Consider the following 19566-nt stretch of genomic DNA (forward strand, 5'->3'; position numbering starts at 1 on the left):
GTTTAACGTATTGGCCCGGCGCATTGGGCAAGTGCTTTCATCGCCGGGAAACGGACTGGTGCCTGGCCGTTAATGCGCCATCCGTTCGCGCAGATATTTGATGATGGTCTGTTCGTCAGTGGACTTTGCAGGCTTGGGCAGATGTTTTGGCCAATGGCCTTTCTGCGGGCCGAAGAAGCTTTTCTGCTTGGCTTCGTCCCAACGCAAAATCTCGCGGGAGGCCGATTCCCACCATTCATGACGGCACACTTCGTAATAGGGGTGGTCGGGCACCGCGCTTCCGTACAACAGGTCGCGGGCGACCTTTTTCATGTGCTTGCCTTTATTGCGTAACTTCCACTTGATACGCAGGCGCTGCCAGGGGGAAGGGACGGGTTTGCAGCGCGGCACTTCGGTGCAGAGGGTCGGCAGCTCGGAGCGAAACCTTTCACCATGACGGGTGAAAAAGTGCTTCTGCATGGCATGAAAGAAGCGTTTTTCAGCGAAGTAGTGATAGATGAATTTTTTCGCTTGCTGAACAGGCTTGTCACGCATCGCGAAAGACAGGGCGATTTGCTCGATGGTATGGATGTCGAACGAGTCTTGCGTCCACTCGTCGATCAGCCGGATCGATTCTTCAAGCAACGGGGTGTCGCTGGCGGTGACGCCGCATAGGCCACTGTTGTAAAGCTTGAAACTGTTTTCGGACGAGATGCCATAGGGTTGCAGGCAGCGTCCGAGTTTGACGTAGTCCGGTCGCTCGCAGACGTAACTCCAGTCGTACTCGAAGCGGTCCATCACATAGCGCCCAGGCTCGAAGAGTTCGAAAACGCGATGGGGCGATTCGAGAAACAGCGTATCGGTGTCGACGAACAGGGTTTTATCAGCCAGCTTCAGCCCTTGCGCAATGGCGCAGGCTTTGCGTCGGTGGTGGTAGCGGTTTTCGCCCATCCATTGGGTCATGGTCTCATCGCTCAAGGCGATCGGATCAACCGGCCAGCCCGCGTAATCCTGCGGGCGATCCGTCATGACCCGGATGCACAGCGACTCGCCCCGTTTGAGCTGGGCCAGGGCGGTGAGCATGCTGAATTTGGCTTCGCGCCGGTAAACATCCTGGTTGCCGTAGATGAGGTAGAGCAACTGGTGCGGTGCTTTCTCGAGTGGGTTCAACGTTTCTCGCTTAAGTAGTTCCAGACTGCAGAGGCGAAAGTTTAACGTATTGCCCTGCGGTGTTGCGGGTGCACTGCTGTGCGGTGTTTTTGCAAATGTAAGTAGCCACTTCAGCCGGTAATCAATCTGCCGCTGAGAAAAACCTCCCGCCGTTGCTTGCGACCGACATATTCATGTTTGCTCGCGTGGTACACCTCATCGAATTTTTGCCGCGAGATGCCAGGGAGTCCCCGGATGTAGTCATCAACCAGGCGATCGTAGTCGGCTTCGGTGATGAGTTTGTAGATGTCGCGGCGATAGAAGAATCCAAGCTGGAAACCCAGGGTTTCACTCATGTGAGCGGTTTTGCTGGCGAAGCAGTTTTCAAAGTCGATGGCTTGAAGCGGTTTACGCGAAGTTTCCGGAATCATGATGTTGCCCACCCAGAAATCCATGTGCGTAATGTTCTTGCGGGACAGGGAATCGAGCAGCTCGAAGGCGTCTAGAATGAAGTCTTTGACTTTGTCCGGATTGCGTTTAAGCCATTGCACACCGTCAATATGATCATCGAGCAGGCGCGTGAGAATGAAGTACTCCTGGGTCAGTCCCAAGCGGTCCTTGGAATAGCCAAAGCCTTGCAGCGATGGCATCCGCACGCCACGACGTTGTGCTTCGAAGGTGTTCGCCAGCTCTTCCAGTGGCCAGTCGAATCGGCCGTTGCGCTGTGGTTTGCCCAAGGTCACCCGGACTTTCGCCTTGAACGTATCCAGCGGTTGGACCTTGGCAAACAAAGGTGTTTTACCAGCAGCCAATGGCGCGCTCGCGCGGGTGAGTTTTTGCGCGTTGCGTTTCGTTATGAGTTTCTCGAGAGCTTGTCGCGCTTCGCCGCTAGGCTGTTCGTTCAGATGCAGAGTGGTGTTGCCGAAGGTAAAGGTGACGGGGTAGTCGATTTGGAGCGTTTTACTGCTGAGCACGAGTGGGCTTCCTGCCTGATACTGAAGTGCCACAATTTTACGTTTCTTTACAAATATATGACAATTTTTTCACGCCATTTTTATGCCGGGGCATTTGTAACAACAAATGAAAACGCCCTTCACTGGAAGGGCGTTTTCAGGTGAGCCGTGAGTCATTCAAAACGGCGCAGGGCACTCGAAGCGTAAACGTTCACCACTTTGTGGATGAGTGAAACTCAGCATGCTGGCGTGCAGGCACAGTCGTGGCCAGGCGGCCAGTGCTTGTTCATGGGCATAAAGTCCGTCACCCAATAGTGGATGACCAATCGACAGCATGTGCACGCGCAACTGGTGCGAGCGGCCGGTGATCGGCGTCAGTTCCACGCGGCACCAGTCACCGCAACGTTCCAGCACGCGCCAGAAGGTCAGGGCATGTTTGCCGAATTCGTGGTCGACCACATGGCGAGGCTTGGTCGGCGGGTCGTAGCGCAGCGGCAAATCGATGCTGCCGCTGTCGAGTTCCGGCTGACCCCAACACAGAGCGGTGTAGGCTTTTTCGGTTTCGCGGTCGTGAAATTGCCGGGACAGTTCGCGGTGCGTATCGGGATCGCGGGCCAACAGGATAATGCCGGAGGTTTCCCAATCCAGTCGGTGGACGATTCGCGCTTCCGGGTAGCCGTTTTCTTGCAGGCGGGTAATCAGGCAGTCCTTGTTGTCATCGGCCCTGCCAGGGACGGAGAGCAACAGGGTCGGTTTGTTCACCACCAGTACGGCGGCGTCCTGATGGATGATGTGGACGTTGGACAACGGCATTAAAACAGCCTCGTAACAAACGCCAACGGCGGCTCGATCACTTGATTCCCTACCTGTAGGAGCCGGCTTGCTGGCGATGCAGGCGACGCGTTGTATCTGATACAACGCGCTGATGCCATCGCCAGCAAGCCGGCTCCTACACAAATAGGGCGCTCAAGTGATCGAGCCGCCGTGGCTCCAGCCGGATCGACTAGCGATCTGGCAGGGTGATATTGAGTTCCAGAATCGAGCAGCTGCCCTGGCTTTCCAGTGCGACATGCACGTCATCGGACCCGATATTGACGTACTTGCGAATCACCTCGACCAGTTCCTTCTGCAAGGCTGGCAGGTAGTCCGGGGTGCTGCGTTGGCCGCGTTCGTGCGCCACGATGATCTGTAGACGCTCTTTCGCTACCGACGCGGTGCTTTGCTTTTTGTTGGCACGAAAGAAGTCAAAAAGGTTCATTGCTTAGTTGCCTCCAAACAGGCGCTCGAAGAATCCCTTCTTCTGTACATCGAGGAAACGATGTTCCACGGTTTTGCCCAACAGGCGGTCTACGGTATCGCTGTAGGCCTGGCCGGCATCGCTCTGGTCGTCGAGAATCACCGGAACGCCCTGGTTGGATGCCTTGAGCACCGCCTGGGATTCAGGGATCACGCCGAGCAGGGCCACCGAGAGGATTTCCTTGACGTCTTCCACGCCGAGCATTTCGCCTTTGCTCACACGTTCAGGGTGGTAACGGGTAATCAGCAGGTGTTCCTTGATCGGGTCTTCGCCGCGTTCGGCGCGACGGGACTTGCTGGCCAGCAGGCCGAGCATGCGGTCCGAGTCACGTACCGAGGAGACTTCCGGATTGGTCACGACGATCGCTTCGTCAGCGAAGTACATGGCCAGGTGGGCGCCTTTCTCGATGCCGGCCGGGGAGTCGCAGACCACGAACTCAAAGTCTTCCTTGAGTTGCATGAGGACTTTTTCCACGCCTTCGACGGTCAGCGCGTCTTTGTCGCGGGTCTGGCTGGCGGCCAGTACGTAAAGGTTTTCCAGGCGTTTGTCTTTGATCAGGGCCTGTTGCAGGTTGGCTTCGCCGTTCACCACGTTGACGAAGTCATACACCACGCGGCGCTCGCAACCCATGATCAGGTCGAGGTTACGCAAACCGACGTCGAAGTCGACGATAACTGTTTTGTGGCCGCGCAGAGCGAGGCCGGTACCGATAGCGGCGCTGGTGGTGGTCTTACCCACACCACCCTTGCCGGATGTAACCACGAGAATCTTGGCCAAGGTGTTTCACCCCTAAGGAAAAAGGACTTTTAGCCCCTGAAAAACATCTCTTGAAAACTACTGCAGTTGGACAGCCTTGGCTGGAATTTGGCCGCAGACGGCGTTTACCCCCGGTAAACACTGTTTGTAGCCTTTTTCCTACTTCGTTTGAGCCGTTTTCGCTACGTTTTAGAGATGCTTGGAAAATGCGGCAGTATCCGTTAAAGCCGAATGATGTTCAACACATCGCCCGACAGGCTGACCTGCACGCCCGAACCCCACAAAGGATCGCGGCGCAGATCTTCGGATACCTTGTAATGCCCGGCGATGGAGACCAGTTCAGCGCTCATTTGCTGACAGAAAATCCTGGCTTTCGTGTCGCCTTTGACCCCGGCCAACACACGACCACGCATCGGGCCGTATACATGGATGTTGCCATCGGCGAGAAGTTCCGCCCCCGGGCTGACCGAGGAGATCACCACCAGATCGCTGCCTTGGGCATAAATCTGCTGGCCACCCCGTACTGGCGAAGTGATGATTTTCGTCGGTTTGATCGTTGGCTCCGGTGGTTTTTCCGGTTTTTTCGCCACGACCCCTTCGTTCAGGTCCAGCGGGCGTTCACGGGCGCCGGACGGTGGCAGCACCGGCAGGTCGACCGCGATGGCAGCAGCAATGTCTTCGATGCGGCTGGCACGGATCGCCAGGGTGCGCAGGCCATGCTGGCGGCACACACGCATCAGGCCCGGCAAATCGACGGCACCTTCATTGGCTGGAAGTTTATCCAGGGCCAGTACCAGCGGCGCATTGCTGAAAAAGCCAGGCGCCTGGGCGACCTTGGCGGCCAGTTGCCGATCGAGACCCTCGAGGTCGTTACGGGCCAGTTCCAGCACCGTAATGGCGAGCATACTGCCCTTCAACTGGAACACGGGATCTTGGTCTAGCGGTTCGGTTTGGCTCATGGTCGGCATACAACGACTTGTCACTAAAAGTGCCGAGACTTATAACGAGAACGCCCGCGAGCCGCAAGCCGGGTCGAACGATGTAGAATGCGCGGCCATTGTCTTTACGGAACTGTTAATGGATCGCCCGCGTTTTCGAACAGCATTTCTCTCTCCACGTTTCTGGCCGCTGTGGTGTGGCCTGGGGCTGTTGTGGCTGATTGTGCAGTTGCCATACCCGGCATTGCTGTGGATCGGTCGTGTTCTGGGCGCCTTGATGTATCGAGCGGCCGGCGACCGACGGCGCATTGCCAAGCGCAATCTGGAACTGTGTTTCCCGGAAAAGTCCGCTGCCGAGCGCAAGCGCCTGCTCAAGGAAAACTTTGCCTCTACCGGCATTGCCTTCTTCGAAATGGCAATGAGCTGGTGGTGGTCCCGCGAACGTCTGGCGAAGCTGGCCCATATTGAAGGGCTGGAGTATTTGCAGCAGGCCCAGCGCGAAGGCAAAGGCGTGATCCTGATGGCGGTGCATTTCACCACGCTGGAAATCGGCGCGGCGTTGCTGGGTCAACAGCACACCATCGACGGCATGTACCGCGAACACAAAAATCCGTTGTTCGATTACGTCCAGCGCCAGGGGCGCGAGCGCCATAACCTCGACTCGCTGGCGGTGGAGCGTGAAGACGTACGCGGCATGCTCAAATTGCTGCGCGCAGGCCGGGCGATCTGGTACGCACCGGATCAGGACTACGGCGCCAAGCAAAGTATCTTCGTGCCGCTGTTCGGCATTCAGGCCGCGACCGTCACCGCCACCAGCAAGTTTGCACGGCTGGGCAAGGCGCTGGTGGTGCCGTTCACGCAAGAGCGCCTGGCTGACGGCAGTGGCTATCGCCTGGTGATCCATGCGCCGCTAGAAGGCTTTCCCGGTGAAACCGAAGAAGCCGACTGCCTGCGCATCAACCAGTGGATCGAGGGCGTCCTGCGCGACTGCCCGGAGCAATACCTCTGGGCGCATCGCCGCTTCAAGAGCCGTCCACCCGGCGAGCCCAAGCTGTACGCAAAACGCGGTTGATCCACTATCCCTGTAGGAGCGAGCCTGCTCGCGAAAAAACTGAGAGCGCCGTGGGGTGTCAGACTCCCGCCGTTCCGGAGCCGGCTCGCTTCTACAGTTGATATCCCACCAAGCACCATGGAGCGTTGCGCATGAGTCCAGGCGAACCGGTTACAGGGTTGATTCTTTCCGGCGGCGGGGCTCGGGCGGCTTATCAAGTCGGTGTGCTGGCGGCGATTGCCGAGTTGCTGCCGTTGGGCGCGGACAACCCTTTTCCGGTGATTGTCGGCACTTCCGCCGGGGCGATCAATGCGGTCAGCCTGGCCAGCGGGGCGATGGATTTTCGCGCGGCGATCGAGCGGCTGACCGCATTCTGGCAAGGCTTTCGCAGTCATCTGGTGTTGCGCAGCGACTGGCCGGGCGTGATCAGCCAGGCCACTCGGTTTGTCAGTCACAGTTTGCTGGGCCTTGGCGCGCAGGTCCCGGTGGCGCTGCTCAACAGCTCACCCCTGCGCGATCTGCTCGACGACAAATTACAGATGAACGGTATCGCCGAGGCCATCGCGCATAGGCAGTTGCACGCAGTAGCCGTGACGGCCTTCGGCTATGAGTCCGGTCAGGCCGTCACCTTTTATCAGGGTGGCGGCACCATCGACGCCTGGCTGCGCCATCGCCGAATTGGCATTCCCACACAATTGTCTGTCGACCATTTGCTCGCCAGTTCGGCGATTCCATTACTGTTCGCGCCGGTGAAAATCGGCGAAGAGTATTTCGGCGACGGCGCGGTGCGCCAATCGGCACCGATCAGCCCAGCGTTGCACTTGGGCGCCAGTCGAGTGCTGGTGGTAGGCGTCAGCGGCAACCCTCGCGGCGTTGATCCCGAGCAGCCGCTGCAACGCGCTTACACCGGGCAACAACCGACCCTGGCGCAGATTGGCGGGCACATGCTCAACAGTACGTTCATTGACAGTCTGGAAAGCGATATCGAGTTGCTGCAGCGGTTGAATCAGTTCAGTCAGCTTATGCCCGACGGTACACCGACCCGCGCGCTGGGCGTGGCGCCTGTGGAGGTTTTGGTGATTTCGCCGAGTCAGCCAATCGACGAGATTGCCGCGCGTCATCGCCAGGAGTTGCCGGCAGCGCTGCGTCTGTTTTTGCGTGGGCCGGGGGCGACCAAGACCAGCGGGGCGGGGGTGTTGAGTTACTTGCTGTTTGAGGCGGGGTATTGCAGCGAACTGATTGATTTGGGGCGGCGGGATGCGTTGGCCAAGAAGGAAGAGTTGAGTCGGTTTTTGGGGTTGCCATAAATCAAAAGATCGCAGCCTTCGGCAGCTCCTACAGAGGGAACGCATTCCAATGTAGGAGCTGGCGAAGCCTGCGATCTTTTGTCTTTAAATCAGAAGTGAACCTTGACCAGGAAGCTGGTCACGCTCTGATCGGTCTTGAAGCCCTGGCTGTCTTCGATACCGTATTTGTTTTTCCAGTAGTCATACTCGACACCGACGTACAGCTGTTTGGCACCCAGATTCAACGCCTTGCCGAGGTCGTATTTGACCTGTGGGTTGAAGTGCAGGTTGGCGTGGTATTCGCCTTTGTCGTTGACGTCGTTGTCGACCACCCAGTCCATGAAACCGTCGATCAGCACGTCCGAGTCGCCCACCGGAATGGTGTAGGACCAGACCGGCGTGACCTGCCAGATGTTGTCGCCCGGACGGTCGCCTTCGGTGTGGCGGTTGTAGAAGTTCAGCTGGAAGTAGTCGAAGCCCGGGATGGCCAGGTCAAAGCCCGGACCGATCAGGTAGGACTCGGTATCGTTTTCACCGAACTCGTACGTCATGGCCAGCAAGACGTCCTTGATCGGGCCGAATTCCAGCTTCTGATCGAAGATCTTGTTGAACGACAGGCGCGGGCTGAGCTCGCCGTAGTGGGTGTTCTCACCCGCGGAGGCGTCTTCCTTGCCGTTGTAGTAGATCTTGTCGATGAAGAAGAAGTTGTCGCCGTATTTCCAGCCGTCGGCGTGTTCGAAGGTCACCGTTTGCTGAATGCGCGGGTTGACCTGGAAGTCCTTGCCATAGAGGTAGGTCAGGCTGTTGTTCTGCCATTGCAGCAAGTCGCCGGCCATGGCCTGACCCCCCGCCAGCATTGATCCCGCCAGCATCAGGCTAGTGCACGTACGTTTCATTCGGTTGCTCCCAAAAAGTAGTGGTTTCACGTTATTTTTTTAAGGTCGACGCTCTGGTGTGGCGCCTTTTTCTGTATCTGTAAAAAATCCATCCAATCGGTCAGCTTTCATGCTGTTAGCAAAAGCTGCGCCAAGGCATTCGAAAAACACAAAAACTCCCGCTCGGCTGCTCAAAAACAGTCGATTGAGAGTGGGTTGGGGATGCCTTGGTACCGTCCAGAGCCGGGATAAGTTGGCTTTCTGGTCAGGAATTAAATCCGGGCTTTTTTTTAAAGCGGATTCAGGCGGCCGCGGAGAATACTGACTCCTCGGCCAGGTCTCAAGTGCCCCGCAACAGCGCACCGACGACAGGTTTGGGGCACGGTTGCGGGTCATCTTAGAAATGCACCTTTACCAGCAGGCTGGTGGTGTTTTCATTGGTGTCGAGGTTGCCGTTGTTTTCGATGCCGTATTTGTCTTTCCAGTAGCTGTACTCGGCGCCGACATACACCTGTTTTTCGCGCCAGCCGAGGGCTTTGCCCAGGTCGTACTTGATCTGCGGGTTGAAGTGCAGGTTGGCGTGATAGGTGCCGTGGGAATTCTGGTCGTTGTCCACGACCCAGTCGATGTAGCCGTCGATCAACAGGCTCGAATTGCCCAGTGGCACGGTGTAGGACCAGGCCGGCGTGATCTGCCAGACATCGTCGCCGGGACGTGAGCCTTCGGTCTGGCGGTTATAGAAGTTCAAGGTGAAATAGTTGAAACCCGGCACCGCGAGGTCGAAGCCGGGGCCGATGAGGTAGGCCTCGGTGTCGTCTTCGCCATTCTCGTAGGTCATGGCCAGCAACACGTCTTTGATCGGGCCGAATTCGAAACGGCGGTCGAGGATCTTGCCCAGGGAGAGGCGCGGACTGAACTCGCCGTAGTAGGCGTGAACGCCTTTATTGCGGTCTTTCTCGCCGTTGTAGTAAGTGCTGTCGATGAACATGAAGTTGTCACCGTACTTCCAGCGGTCGGCGTGCTCGAAGGTCACCGTCTGCTGGATCGACGGGTTGACCGCGAAATCCTTGCCATACAGATAGCTCAGGCTGTTGGTCTGCCACAGCAGTAAATCGCCGGCCATGGCTTGAGTAGCCGCCAGAAGTCCACCGCCCAACAGCATGCTGGTTTGTTTCCGAATCATCTGTTGCTCCCTCTGTTTTTTATTTTTTCAAGGCGCAGGCAACCCCACCCGTGTAGGAGCCGGCTTGCTGGCGAAGAGGCCAGAACATCCAACATGGACGTTGTCTGGCACACCGCCTTCGCCAGCCGGCTCCTACAAGGGTTTCGTTCTGTCTTAGTGCGAGTGGACTTGGCAGTCGTTGATGGCCGCGCGTTCGGCGCCACCGAGGATGTTGAACAGCAGGTTCAAGGTCAGCGCACTGAGCGTGGCCATGGCGATGCCGCTGTGGGTGATCGGGCTCATCCACAAGGGCAGGTGGGCGAAAAATTCCGGGCGTACCACCGGGATCAGGCCCATGCCGATGCTCACCGCCACCAGCAACTGGTTGCGACGGTCACCGATATCGGCTTCCTGCAGAATCTTGATCCCGGTGGCGGCGACCATGCCGAACATCGCAATGGCTGCGCCGCCGAGTACCGCTGGCGGAATCGAAGCCACCAGGAACGCGGCTTTCGGCAGCAGGCTCAGGACGATCAGCAACCCGCCGGCAACGATGGTCACCGAGCGGCAGCGAACGCCGGTCATCTGTACCAGGCCGATGTTCTGCGCGAAGGAGGAGTGGGTGAAGGTGTTGAAGAACCCGGCGAAGAACGAAGCGCCGGCATCACACAGCAAGCCGCGACGCAGCATCCGTGGGCAGACTTCCTGGCCGGTGATTTTGCCCAGCGCCAGGAACATCCCGGTGGACTCGACGAAGATGATCACCACCACCAGGCACATCGACAGAATCGGCGCGAGTTCGAATTTCGGCATGCCGAAATGCAGCGGCGTGACGAATTGCAGCCATGGCGCCTGGGCCATGCCGCTGAGGTCGACCATGCCCAGCACGCCGCAGAGCACATAGCCCAGGCACATGCCGATCAGCACGGAAATGTTGACCCAGAAACCGCGCATGAAGCGATGCACCAGCAAGATGGTGCCCAGCACCAGCGCGGCGATGGTCAGGTAAATCGGTGAGCCGAATTGAGTGGCATCTGCTCCTCCGCCAGCCCAGTTCACGGCTACGGGGAACAACGACAAACCGATCGAGGTGATGACCGTACCGGTCACCAGAGGCGGGAAGAAGCGCACGACTTTGGACATGAACGGCGCGATGAGCATGCCGAAGAACCCGGCGGCTATCGTTGCGCCGAAGATCCCTTGCAGACCGATACCCGGCATGCCGGCCATGGCGACCATGCTGCCGACGGCGGCGAAACTGGCGCCCATCATCACCGGCATGCGGATGCCCATGGGGCCGATACCGAGGGATTGGACGATGGTGGCGATGCCGGCGACCAGTAGGTCGGCGTTGATCAGGAAGGCGATTTCTTCACGACTCAGGCCAGCGGCCTGTCCGATGATCAGCGGCACCGCGATGGCACCACCGTACATCAGCAGAACATGTTGCAAACCGACCAGGATCAGTTGCAAAAGGGGCAAACGCTGAATGGCGGGTGCGTCGGGGATGCGTGCTGGGGAGAGCTCGGACATGCAACACCTCGGATCTTTTTTATTCTTGTGATTTACAGCTGCATTGCTGCTGGCAGCTGTATTCGAAACAGGTGGATCTGTGGCGAGGGAGCTTGCTCCCGCTGGGGCGCGAAGCGGCCCTGCTCTTTACTTGAAGAGCAAGGGCCTGCTGCGCAGTCCAGCGGGAGCAAGCTCCCTCGCCACAAAAGCCCATGGGCTTTTGTGTTGCTTAGTTGGTCGGTGCACCTTGAACAATCCAGGCGCCGATCAGATCACGTTCCTGCTGGGTCATCTGGGTGATGTTGCCCAGTGGCATGATCTGGCTGGCGACGGCTTGAGCCTGGATCCGCGCGGCGTTCTGGCGGATTTGCTCGGGGGTGTCGAGCATCACACCGGCCGGCGCTGCGCTGAACAGTGGGCTGGTCGGTTTGGCCGAATGGCACACTGCGCAACGTTCCTGAATCACGCTGTGGACCTTGTCGAAACCAGGGCCGGCGTTGGACGCCTGCGCTGGTGCAGCAGCGGGAGCTTCTGCCGGTTTGGCTTCAGCCGGTTTCAAACCACCACCCTGTGCCGTTTCCGGCAGCGGTTGGTACTCGATCGCCGCTGGTGCCTTGGCCACTTCCGGGGCGCTGGACATCGGCTTCGGACCGGACACATACGCCAGGCAAATCATGCCCACCGCTGCCACTGGCAGGGTCCAGGCAAATTTGTGGCTGTCGTGACGGGTGTTGAAGTAGTGACGCACCAACACCGCCAGCACCGCGATCCCGGCCAGGATCAGCCAGTTGTACTGGCTGCCGTAGGTGCTCGGGAAGTGGTTGCTGATCATGATGAACAGCACTGGCAAGGTGAAGTAGTTGTTGTGACGCGAACGCAGCAGGCCTTTGGCCGGCAGCGCCGGATCCGGCGTGCGGTTCTCGGCAATCGCCGCCACCAGTGCACGTTGCGCCGGCATGATGATGCGGAACACGTTGCCGACCATGATGGTGCCGATGATCGCGCCGACGTGCAGGTAAGCACCGCGACCGCTGAACACTTTGCTGAAGCCGTAGGCGGCGCCGATGATCAGCACGAACAGGATGAAGCCGAGCAGGGCAGGGCGTTTGCCCAAGGCCGAGTCACAGAGGAAGGAGTAGACGAACCAGCCGACGAACAGCGAGCCGATACCCAGCAAAACGCCTTCAGGGCCAGTCAGGCTGCTGCCCGGAGCCAGCAGGTAGAGCGTCGGGTTGGAGTAGAACACCACGCACAGCAGCGCGATACCCGACATCCAGGTGAAGTAGGCTTCCCATTTGAACCAGTGCAGGTTGTCCGGCATGGTCGGTGGAGCCAGTTTGTATTTTTCCAGGTGGTAGATACCGCCGCCGTGGATCGCCCACAAATCACCGGCCAGCCCGCTTTTCGGGTTGACCCGATTGAGGTTGTTTTCCAGCCAGACGAAGTAGAACGATGCGCCGATCCAGGCCACGCCAGTAATCATGTGAACCCAGCGCACGCTCAGGTTCAGCCATTCCAACAGATGTGCTTCCACAGTCTTTACCTCTCGCCCGTCACTCTTGTTGTCGAGTGATCGGACCTTCTCTTATTGGTGGGGGGCGAGGATCAAACGCTCATCCTCTTTGAAAAAATGCTCATCGCAGTTATTGCCTGTGCCACTGCGATCAACCACCAGGAAGTCATCCCGCTTTTCGATCGTCAGCACCGGATGGTGCCAAACGCCGCGATGGTAATTAATGCCCTGCCTGCCGTTGGTGACGAAGGCGCGGACCAAGCCTGATACAGGTTCATCGCCAAGTGGCGCGACCACGATCAGAAAGGGATTGCCGAGCAGCGGAATGAAAGCCTGGCTGCCCAGCGGATGACGCTCCAGCATGCTCACGGTCAGCGGCATGTCCTGCGCGTCGGCGCGGAAAATGCTGATGATCGCGTTGTCTTCAGGCGTAGCGGTTTCCACCGTCGCCAGTTTATGGAAGCGCATGGTCGAACCGTTGTTGATCATGAAGTGATCGCTGCCGTCGGTTTCGATCACGTCACCGAAAGGGGCAAAGGCTTCTTTGGTCAGCGGTTCAATCGTCAGTGTGCGCATGCTGTTCTTATCCGAATTCTGTGTTGTTAGAACTATCGCCATCGCGGGCAAGCCCGCTCCCACAGTGAACTGTGGCGTTCACAAAACCTGTGGGAGCTGGCTTGCCAGCGATGGGGTTCAACCTTATTTAGCGACCTTGCCCAAAACCCGCAGGCGGCTCACACCACCGTCCGGGAACACGTTCAGGCGGATGTGGGTGATCGGGCCCAAGGCCTTGATCTGCTCGGCGAAGGTGTGTTCGGCGTGCATTTCCAGTTTCTGGCTTGGCAACAGTTCGCGCCAGAACAGCGATTGGGTTTCGATCTGGCTGTCGGTGCCGCCCTTCACGAAAGCGCCCTGGATCGAGCACGTGTCCGGGTAGTTGCCCTTGAAGTGCAGGGTGTCGACGATGATTTTCTCGATCTCGCCCGGGTGGCCCAGCGCGACGATCACCCAGTCATTGCCCGGCGTACGACGACGTGCGGTTTCCCAGCCGTCGCCCATGTTGATGCCACGGCCAGGGTTGAGGATGTTGCTCATGCGACCGAAGTGTTCGTCGGAGCAGGCGAGGGCGCGGCCACCGTTGAGGGCTGAGGCCAGGTCGACTTGCTCGTTGTCGCCAACAGCCGACCAGTCGCGGTGCGGAATGCCGTACACGCGCAGACGGGCAACACCGCCGTCCGGGTAGATGTTGAAGCGCAGGTGGCTGAACGCCTGGTCGTTGTTGATTTCGTGGTAGTGGTGGCTGTTGCCTTGCAGCTCGACGGCGGACAGCACTTCAGTCCACTGGGTGTTTTCGTTCGGCTCGCCTTCGGCCAGGAAGCAGGCTTCCAGGGAGGCCGACGGCGGGAAGTTGCCGGTGAAGAATGAAGTGTCGATGTCGACGCCCTTGATCGAACCCGGTACGCCCAGGCGGATCACAGCGCTGTCGTAGCCTTCGAAGCGCTTGCGGCGCGACTCCCAGCCGTCCATCCACTTGCCGTTGTCATCGAACACGCCCTCCTTCCACACGGCCGGGGTCGGTTGGAACAGACGGTTGGCGTCTGCAAACCAGTCATCGGTGACCGAGATGATTTTGGTGCCCAGGCGGGCGTCGGCCAGGTTGACGAACTTCTCGAAAGGTACGGCGTAAGCTTTCATTCTTCTTGTCTGCCTTTAAATAAGTGGCTTGGGATGCTTGCAGTGCCCTGGGTGCTATCGCGTTGTGAACACTCGGGCAAGGCTCGCTATAGGGTCAGTAAACGGAACAGGGCGATCTTGTTGATCTCTGCCAGCGCGCATTTGAATTCGGTGTCTGCCGAGTTGTGAATACGCGTTTCGAACGCTGCGAGGATCTGATGCCGGTTGCTGCCTTTTACCGCCATGATGAAGGGAAACTTGAACTTGGCTTTGTAGGCGTCGTTCAGCTCGGTGAAGCGCTGGAACTCTTCGGCCGTGCATTGGTGAATACCGGCGCCAGCCTGTTCATTGGTGCTGGCTTCGGTCAGTTGGCCCTGGACGGCAGCTTTGCCGGCCAGGTCCGGGTGAGCATTGATCAGGGCCAGTTGGCTTTCATGATCGGCGCTCAACAGGATGTCGCTCATGCGCTGGTGCAGGGTTTCGATCTCGTCGATCGAAGCGTCCTGACCCAGGTCGAAGGCCTTCTCGGCAACCCATGGCGAATGTTCGTAGATGTCGGCGAAGGCTTTGACGAAGGCGTCGCGGCTCAATGTCGATGGTTTAACGGTTTGAAAGGTGCTCATTTGGCAGCCCCTTGGTACGGGTGGGTTTCCTGCCAGTGGCGCGCGATGTCGACGCGACGGCTGAACCACACCTGTTCATGGCTTTTAGCGTATTCGATAAAGCGCTTGAGCGAGGCCAGACGCGCCGGACGGCCGATCAGGCGGCAGTGCAGGCCGATCGACAGCATTTTCGGGGCTTCGGCGCCTTCAGCGTAAAGCACGTCGAATGCGTCTTTCAGGTATTCGAAGAAATCGTCGCCCTTGTTGAAACCCTGGACCTGGGTGAAGCGCATGTCGTTGGTGTCCAGGGTGTACGGGATCACCAAGTGCGGCTTGCCGGTCGGGTTGTTCGGTTCCCAGTAGGGCAGGTCGTCGTCGTAAGTGTCGCTGTCGTAGAGGAAACCGCCTTCTTCCATCACCAGGCGACGGGTGTTCGGACCGGTGCGACCGGTGTACCAGCCCAGCGGACGTTCACCGGTAATTTCGGTGAGGATGCGGATCGCTTCGAGCATGTGCTCGCGTTCCTGGGCTTCGTCCATGTACTGGTAGTCGATCCAGCGATAGCCGTGGCTGCAGATCTCGTGGCCGGCATCGACCATGGCGCGGATCACGTCCGGGTGACGCTGGGCGGCCATGGCCACGGCGAAGATGGTCAGCGGAATGTCGAATTCCTTGAACAGTTTCAAAATCCGCCAGACGCCGGTACGGCTGCCATACTCGTAGAGAGATTCCATGCTCATGTTGCGCGCGCCTTGAAGCGGCTGCGCCGAGACCATTTCGGAGAGGAAGGCTTCGGATTCTTTATCGCCGTGCAGGATGTTGCGCTCGCCGCCTTCCTCGTAATTGAGTACGAAGGACAAGGCGATGCGGGCATTGCCCGGCCAGTGTGGGTGCGGAGGGTTACTGCCGTAACCGATCAGGTCGCGAGGGTAGTCAGCGCTCACTGCAGTCTTCCTTCTTATTCGTGATGACAGTTTGTGTGATTTGCCTTGGCTGGCGTCACAGCGATGGGCTGATTGTATACAACTTTATATTCACTTTGTAAGCCTGATTTTTTGCATTTTTCATCAGCGGTCATCTTCACCTTCTCTTTGCAAAACCTTGCAAGAAATCTGCCTGACTAGTCAGCTACTGGTTGCGGGGTTCAGTCTGGACGGGCTTCGGCTGAAAATCGCCGAGAAAACCCCGGATGGCGGGGATGGCGGGAAAAATGTCGTTTTTATTGTGTACAATTTTTTTGAAAAGTGTCTTAATCAATCGCTCGCCGCAGCTTTTCGTGCTCCGAATCGGTGCGGTCTCCTTTTTACCTGACTTCGGGAGGCGCGAAGTCTGACTGCTCCTCGCAGGCAGGCGCGCAGAATCAATGGGACGTTTGACTACACACGTTTTGGACGCTGCACACGGTTGCCCGGGCAGCTCGATCAAGGTCGAGTTGTACCGCGTTGAAGGTTCGCAGCTGGAATTGGTCGCCAGCGCGATAACCAACAGCGATGGCCGGGTCGATGCACCGCTGCTGCAAGGCGATGACTATCGCACCGGGGTTTATCAGGTTCAGTTTCATGCGGGCGACTACTACCGCGCCCGAGGTGTTCAGCTGCCGGAGCCGGCGTTCCTGGATGTGGTGGTGCTGCGCTTTGGCATCTCTGCGGAACAGGATCACTACCACGTTCCCTTGCTGATTTCGCCGTACAGCTATTCCACGTATCGCGGCAGCTGATCCCCCAAGCAGCTGCCTCACCCTGGAAGCGACTGCGCATATAGCTTCTTTGGTTTTTCGCCCGCTCACACTGCGGGCTTTTTTTCGTCTGTAGATAAGTGGTGCCTGTGTTGACGCCATCGCTGGCAAGCCAGCTCCCACAGGTTCAGGGGTGTTCACATGTTCTGTGTACGACCCGGACACTGTGGGCGCTGGCTTGCCAGCGATGCCTTTGCTCTTAGCGGCTCAGCAAGGAAGCGGCACCCGCCCCACTGAACAACCCGGCACTGATCCGGTTAAACCAACTCTGCCCCTTGCCACTGCGCAAATACCGCGCCGCACCATGGGCACCCAGCCCGTAGGCCAATTTGCAGAGCAGGTCCAGCACGGTCCAGGTCACGATCATCACCAGCAACTGCGGCAGGAACGGCTGCTCGGCGCTCAAGAACTGCGGCAGAAACGCCGCAAAAAACAGGATGTCTTTCGGGTTGCTGGCGCCAAGCATGAATGCGCGCCCGAACAGTGCGCGAAAACGTGGCACCGGCGCAGCTTGAGGCACTTCGGCGCCGTGGGAAGGCTGGCGCGATTGCTGCCAGCTTTGCCAGGCGAGATAGAACAGGTACAACGCGCCAACAATTTTCAATGCGCTGAACAATTGTTCCGATGCCAGCAGCAGGGCGCCCAGACCCAGCGCCGAAGCACTCAGTAAACAAATCGAGGCAATCACACCGCCGAGAAACGCCGGATAGGAACGGACCAAACCGTAATTCAGACTGTTGCTGATCATCAGCAAAGACAGTGGCCCCGGGATCAGGATTACCACCAGCGCAGCGCCGCTGAACAGCAGCCAGGTTTCCAGACTCATCACTTTCCTCCATTTGCACAAAAGCCCCACCCGACGGGGTGAGGCTGGTTTCAAGCGCGTACCGCGTAAGGCTTACAAGAAGATGAACTTGGCGATGAAGATCGCGCAGAGCACCCACAGGCTCACGGAGATTTCCTTGTACTTGCCGGTACCGGCCTTCAGCGCCACATACGTGATGAAGCCCAGCGCAATACCGTCGGCGACCGAGAAGGTCAGAGGCATCATGATGGCGGTGACGATCGCCGGAATGCTGTCGGTCGCTTCGTCCCACTCAATGTGCGCCATGCCGCCCATCATCAACATCGCTACGTAAATCAGCGCACCCGCAGTGGCATAGGCAGGAATCATCCCGGCCAGCGGTGCGAAGAACATGGCTGCAATAAATAGCACACCTACGGTCACGGCGGTAAGACCAGTCCGACCACCAGCGGCTACGCCCGCGGCACTTTCCACATAGCTGGTGACCGGTGGCACGCCGACCACTGCACCAAATACGCTGGAAGCACTGTCGGCTTTCATGGCGCGGGAGAGATTTTCGATCTTGCCATCAGCGTTCACCAGGTTGGCGCGCTGGGCCACGCCCATCAAGGTGCCAGCGGTGTCGAACATGTGCACGAAAAGGAACGCCAGGACCACGCTGATCATGCTGACGTTGAACACGCCGGCAACGTTCATGGCCATCCAGGTCGGGGCCAGGCTTGGCGGTGCCGACATGATCCCTTCGTAATGCACAAGGCCCAGGCCCCATCCAGCGAGGGTCACGGTGATGATGCTGATGAGGATCGCGCCGAATACACGGTGGTAGCTGAGGATGGCGATCATCAGGAAGCACACGGCGGCTAGCAGCGGGCCAGGTTCGCGCAGGGAGCCGAGTTTGATCAGGGTCGCCGGGCTATCAACGACGATGCCGGCAGTTTTCAAACCGATCAGCCCCAGGAACAGGCCCACGCCGGCACCCATCGCGAAACGCAAGCTGACGGGGATGCTGTTGAGTAGCCATTCGCGGATGCGCGAGAAGGTCAGGATCATGAACAACACACCGGACACGAACACCGCGCCCAGCGCGGTTTCCCAGTTGTAGCCCATGGTGCCGACCACGGTGTAGGTGAAGAAAGCGTTCAGGCCCATGCCCGGTGCCAGGCCCACCGGCCAGTTGGCGTACAAGCCCATCAACAGGCAACCCAGTGCGGCGGCGATGCAAGTGGCGACGAACGCGGCACCGTGATCGATCCCGGCGTCGGCCATGATGTTCGGGTTAACGAAAATGATGTAAGCCATCGTGATGAAGGTTGTCAGACCGGCAATCAGCTCGGTCTTCACCGTGGTGCCATGCAAGCTGAGTTTAAAGATGCGCTCCAGCCAGCCATTGCGTAAAGGCGGCGAGAGATCCAGCGTCGATGCTTCGGATTTGCGGCTTTCCACAGCGAGTACTCCTCAAGAGTTTTATTGTTATTTCCAGGGCCGGACCTGAGAGGGTGGCAGCGGCCCTTTGAGGCACTTGCGAATTTGTTGACTGCTTGGTCAGGAACTCGCACGAAGTGGATTATGCTTTTGTATACAAAGAAAGCAAATAATGTTTTTGATTTTGTTTACGGTTTTTCTGGCGATAGGAATATATCGCCACGCAGGACGCCATCGCGGGCAAGCCCGCTCCCACAGGTTTTGTGCCGCTCGCCTATCTTGTGCACGACAGAGATCCTGTGGGAGCGCGGCTTGCCCGCGATAACTGACTAAAGGGCACGCAGACTTTTACCGGCTTTCCCCCAACGCCAGATTCACCGCCAGCCACCCATTCACCGCCGCCTCCCCAGCCTCGGCGAACACCCGCTCCAGCAATTTCACCTGTTCACGGCGCAACGACTGTTCGAAACGCGCACCGTCCTCAGTCAGTTCCAGCAGCCGTTTACGCTTGTCAGTCTCGGACGCAACGCTGTTCACCAAATGCATTTCCATCAACTGACGCAGCGGGATGTTCAGCGCTTGCTTGCTCACATCGAGCAATGCCAACAACTCCTTCACACTCAGGTTCGGATAACGGGCGATGAAAAACACGATGCGTTGGTGCACCCGGCTCAAGCCGCGTCGCTCAAGCATTTCATCGGCTTTGGCGGTGAAAGCCTGGTAACCGAAGAAAAACGCTTCCATGGCCTGTTGCTGGGAAATCGGGTTTTTAAGGTCAAGCATATTGACGTATCCGCTCGGGCTATCGTAATTTCGGTCAACAAGTTTGACTCATTTTCCTCTGGCCTCGCTACCGG

General features: G+C 58.2%; 20 protein-coding genes. 3 read left to right on the forward strand and 17 right to left on the reverse strand.

Annotated elements, in window-relative coordinates:
* Positions 1 to 69 precede the first annotated feature (69 nt).
* From KGB21_RS13480 to minC, 6 genes are all read right to left on the reverse strand, one after another.
* Positions 70 to 1149, reverse strand: a complete 1080-nt coding sequence (locus tag KGB21_RS13480; protein ID WP_223505404.1) for a hypothetical protein — start codon at positions 1147 to 1149, stop codon at positions 70 to 72.
* Between the two features lie 110 nt (positions 1150 to 1259).
* A complete protein-coding gene (locus tag KGB21_RS13485) occupies positions 1260 to 2102 on the reverse strand; it encodes a hypothetical protein (protein ID WP_034151499.1) in 843 nt (280 codons plus the stop codon).
* A gap of 156 nt (positions 2103 to 2258) precedes the next feature.
* Positions 2259 to 2894 carry an RluA family pseudouridine synthase gene (locus tag KGB21_RS13490; RefSeq protein WP_034151500.1) on the reverse strand — a complete coding sequence of 212 codons (636 nt, stop codon included), beginning with the start codon at positions 2892 to 2894 and terminating at the stop codon, positions 2259 to 2261.
* Positions 2895 to 3084: 190 nt separating this feature from the next.
* Complete coding sequence (gene minE / locus KGB21_RS13495) at positions 3085 to 3339, reverse strand: cell division topological specificity factor MinE (protein ID WP_007974947.1); 255 nt, start codon at positions 3337 to 3339, stop codon at positions 3085 to 3087.
* Positions 3340 to 3342: 3 nt separating this feature from the next.
* Complete coding sequence (minD, locus tag KGB21_RS13500) at positions 3343 to 4155, reverse strand: septum site-determining protein MinD (RefSeq protein ID WP_008056976.1); 813 nt, start codon at positions 4153 to 4155, stop codon at positions 3343 to 3345.
* Between the two features lie 200 nt (positions 4156 to 4355).
* Complete coding sequence (minC, locus tag KGB21_RS13505) at positions 4356 to 5093, reverse strand: septum site-determining protein MinC (RefSeq protein WP_034151388.1); 738 nt, start codon at positions 5091 to 5093, stop codon at positions 4356 to 4358.
* A gap of 118 nt (positions 5094 to 5211) precedes the next feature.
* Here minC and KGB21_RS13510 point away from each other — a divergent pair, with 118 nt between their 5' ends.
* On the forward strand, positions 5212 to 6144 hold the full coding sequence (locus KGB21_RS13510; protein ID WP_034151274.1) for a lipid A biosynthesis lauroyl acyltransferase: 933 nt from the start codon (positions 5212 to 5214) through the stop codon (positions 6142 to 6144).
* A 131-nt stretch (positions 6145 to 6275) separates the two neighbouring features.
* Positions 6276 to 7430, forward strand: coding sequence for a patatin-like phospholipase family protein (locus KGB21_RS13515; RefSeq protein ID WP_223505405.1), 1155 nt, complete (start codon positions 6276 to 6278; stop codon positions 7428 to 7430).
* An 89-nt stretch (positions 7431 to 7519) separates the two neighbouring features.
* On the opposite strand, the gene KGB21_RS13520 is transcribed toward KGB21_RS13515, so the two are convergent.
* The 8 genes from KGB21_RS13520 to puuE all read right to left on the reverse strand — a co-directional run bounded on the left by KGB21_RS13520 (position 7520) and on the right by puuE (position 15691).
* Complete coding sequence (locus KGB21_RS13520) at positions 7520 to 8305, reverse strand: outer membrane protein OmpK (RefSeq protein ID WP_034151276.1); 786 nt, start codon at positions 8303 to 8305, stop codon at positions 7520 to 7522.
* 376 nt (positions 8306 to 8681) lie between these two features.
* The gene (locus tag KGB21_RS13525; protein WP_034151277.1) at positions 8682 to 9467 is read right to left on the reverse strand and encodes an outer membrane protein OmpK; all 786 of its coding nucleotides are present in this window, start codon (positions 9465 to 9467) and stop codon (positions 8682 to 8684) included.
* A 153-nt stretch (positions 9468 to 9620) separates the two neighbouring features.
* Complete coding sequence (locus tag KGB21_RS13530) at positions 9621 to 10979, reverse strand: nucleobase:cation symporter-2 family protein (RefSeq protein ID WP_223505406.1); 1359 nt, start codon at positions 10977 to 10979, stop codon at positions 9621 to 9623.
* Positions 10980 to 11187: 208 nt separating this feature from the next.
* On the reverse strand, positions 11188 to 12492 hold the full coding sequence (locus KGB21_RS13535; RefSeq protein WP_034151279.1) for a urate hydroxylase PuuD: 1305 nt from the start codon (positions 12490 to 12492) through the stop codon (positions 11188 to 11190).
* 51 nt (positions 12493 to 12543) lie between these two features.
* A complete protein-coding gene (locus KGB21_RS13540) occupies positions 12544 to 13047 on the reverse strand; it encodes an ureidoglycolate lyase (protein ID WP_007960046.1) in 504 nt (167 codons plus the stop codon).
* A 123-nt stretch (positions 13048 to 13170) separates the two neighbouring features.
* Positions 13171 to 14166, reverse strand: coding sequence for an allantoicase (alc, locus tag KGB21_RS13545; protein ID WP_034151280.1), 996 nt, complete (start codon positions 14164 to 14166; stop codon positions 13171 to 13173).
* An 86-nt stretch (positions 14167 to 14252) separates the two neighbouring features.
* Positions 14253 to 14768 carry a 2-oxo-4-hydroxy-4-carboxy-5-ureidoimidazoline decarboxylase gene (gene uraD / locus KGB21_RS13550; protein ID WP_223505407.1) on the reverse strand — a complete coding sequence of 172 codons (516 nt, stop codon included), beginning with the start codon at positions 14766 to 14768 and terminating at the stop codon, positions 14253 to 14255.
* Positions 14765 to 15691: an allantoinase PuuE gene (gene puuE, locus KGB21_RS13555; RefSeq protein WP_034151282.1), complete on the reverse strand. Its 927-nt coding sequence runs from the start codon at positions 15689 to 15691 to the stop codon at positions 14765 to 14767. The genes uraD and puuE overlap by 4 nt, the downstream gene beginning before the upstream one ends.
* 419 nt (positions 15692 to 16110) lie before the next feature.
* Here puuE and uraH point away from each other — a divergent pair, with 419 nt between their 5' ends.
* On the forward strand, positions 16111 to 16464 hold the full coding sequence (gene uraH / locus KGB21_RS13560; RefSeq protein ID WP_008031462.1) for a hydroxyisourate hydrolase: 354 nt from the start codon (positions 16111 to 16113) through the stop codon (positions 16462 to 16464).
* Positions 16465 to 16681: 217 nt separating this feature from the next.
* Here the strand turns inward: uraH and KGB21_RS13565 are convergent, their stop codons facing one another.
* The 3 genes from KGB21_RS13565 to KGB21_RS13575 form a co-directional block, all read right to left on the reverse strand.
* A complete protein-coding gene (locus tag KGB21_RS13565) occupies positions 16682 to 17308 on the reverse strand; it encodes a LysE family translocator (protein WP_034151284.1) in 627 nt (208 codons plus the stop codon).
* Positions 17309 to 17380: 72 nt separating this feature from the next.
* The gene (locus tag KGB21_RS13570; protein WP_034151285.1) at positions 17381 to 18730 is read right to left on the reverse strand and encodes an NCS2 family permease; all 1350 of its coding nucleotides are present in this window, start codon (positions 18728 to 18730) and stop codon (positions 17381 to 17383) included.
* 327 nt (positions 18731 to 19057) lie between these two features.
* Complete coding sequence (locus tag KGB21_RS13575; RefSeq protein ID WP_034151286.1) at positions 19058 to 19492, reverse strand: MarR family winged helix-turn-helix transcriptional regulator; 435 nt, start codon at positions 19490 to 19492, stop codon at positions 19058 to 19060.
* Between the last annotated feature and the right edge of the window lie 74 nt (positions 19493 to 19566).

Source organism: Pseudomonas sp. GL-RE-29 (genome assembly GCF_019947275.1).
Classification (GTDB): Bacteria; Pseudomonadota; Gammaproteobacteria; order Pseudomonadales; family Pseudomonadaceae; genus Aquipseudomonas; species Aquipseudomonas fluorescens_A.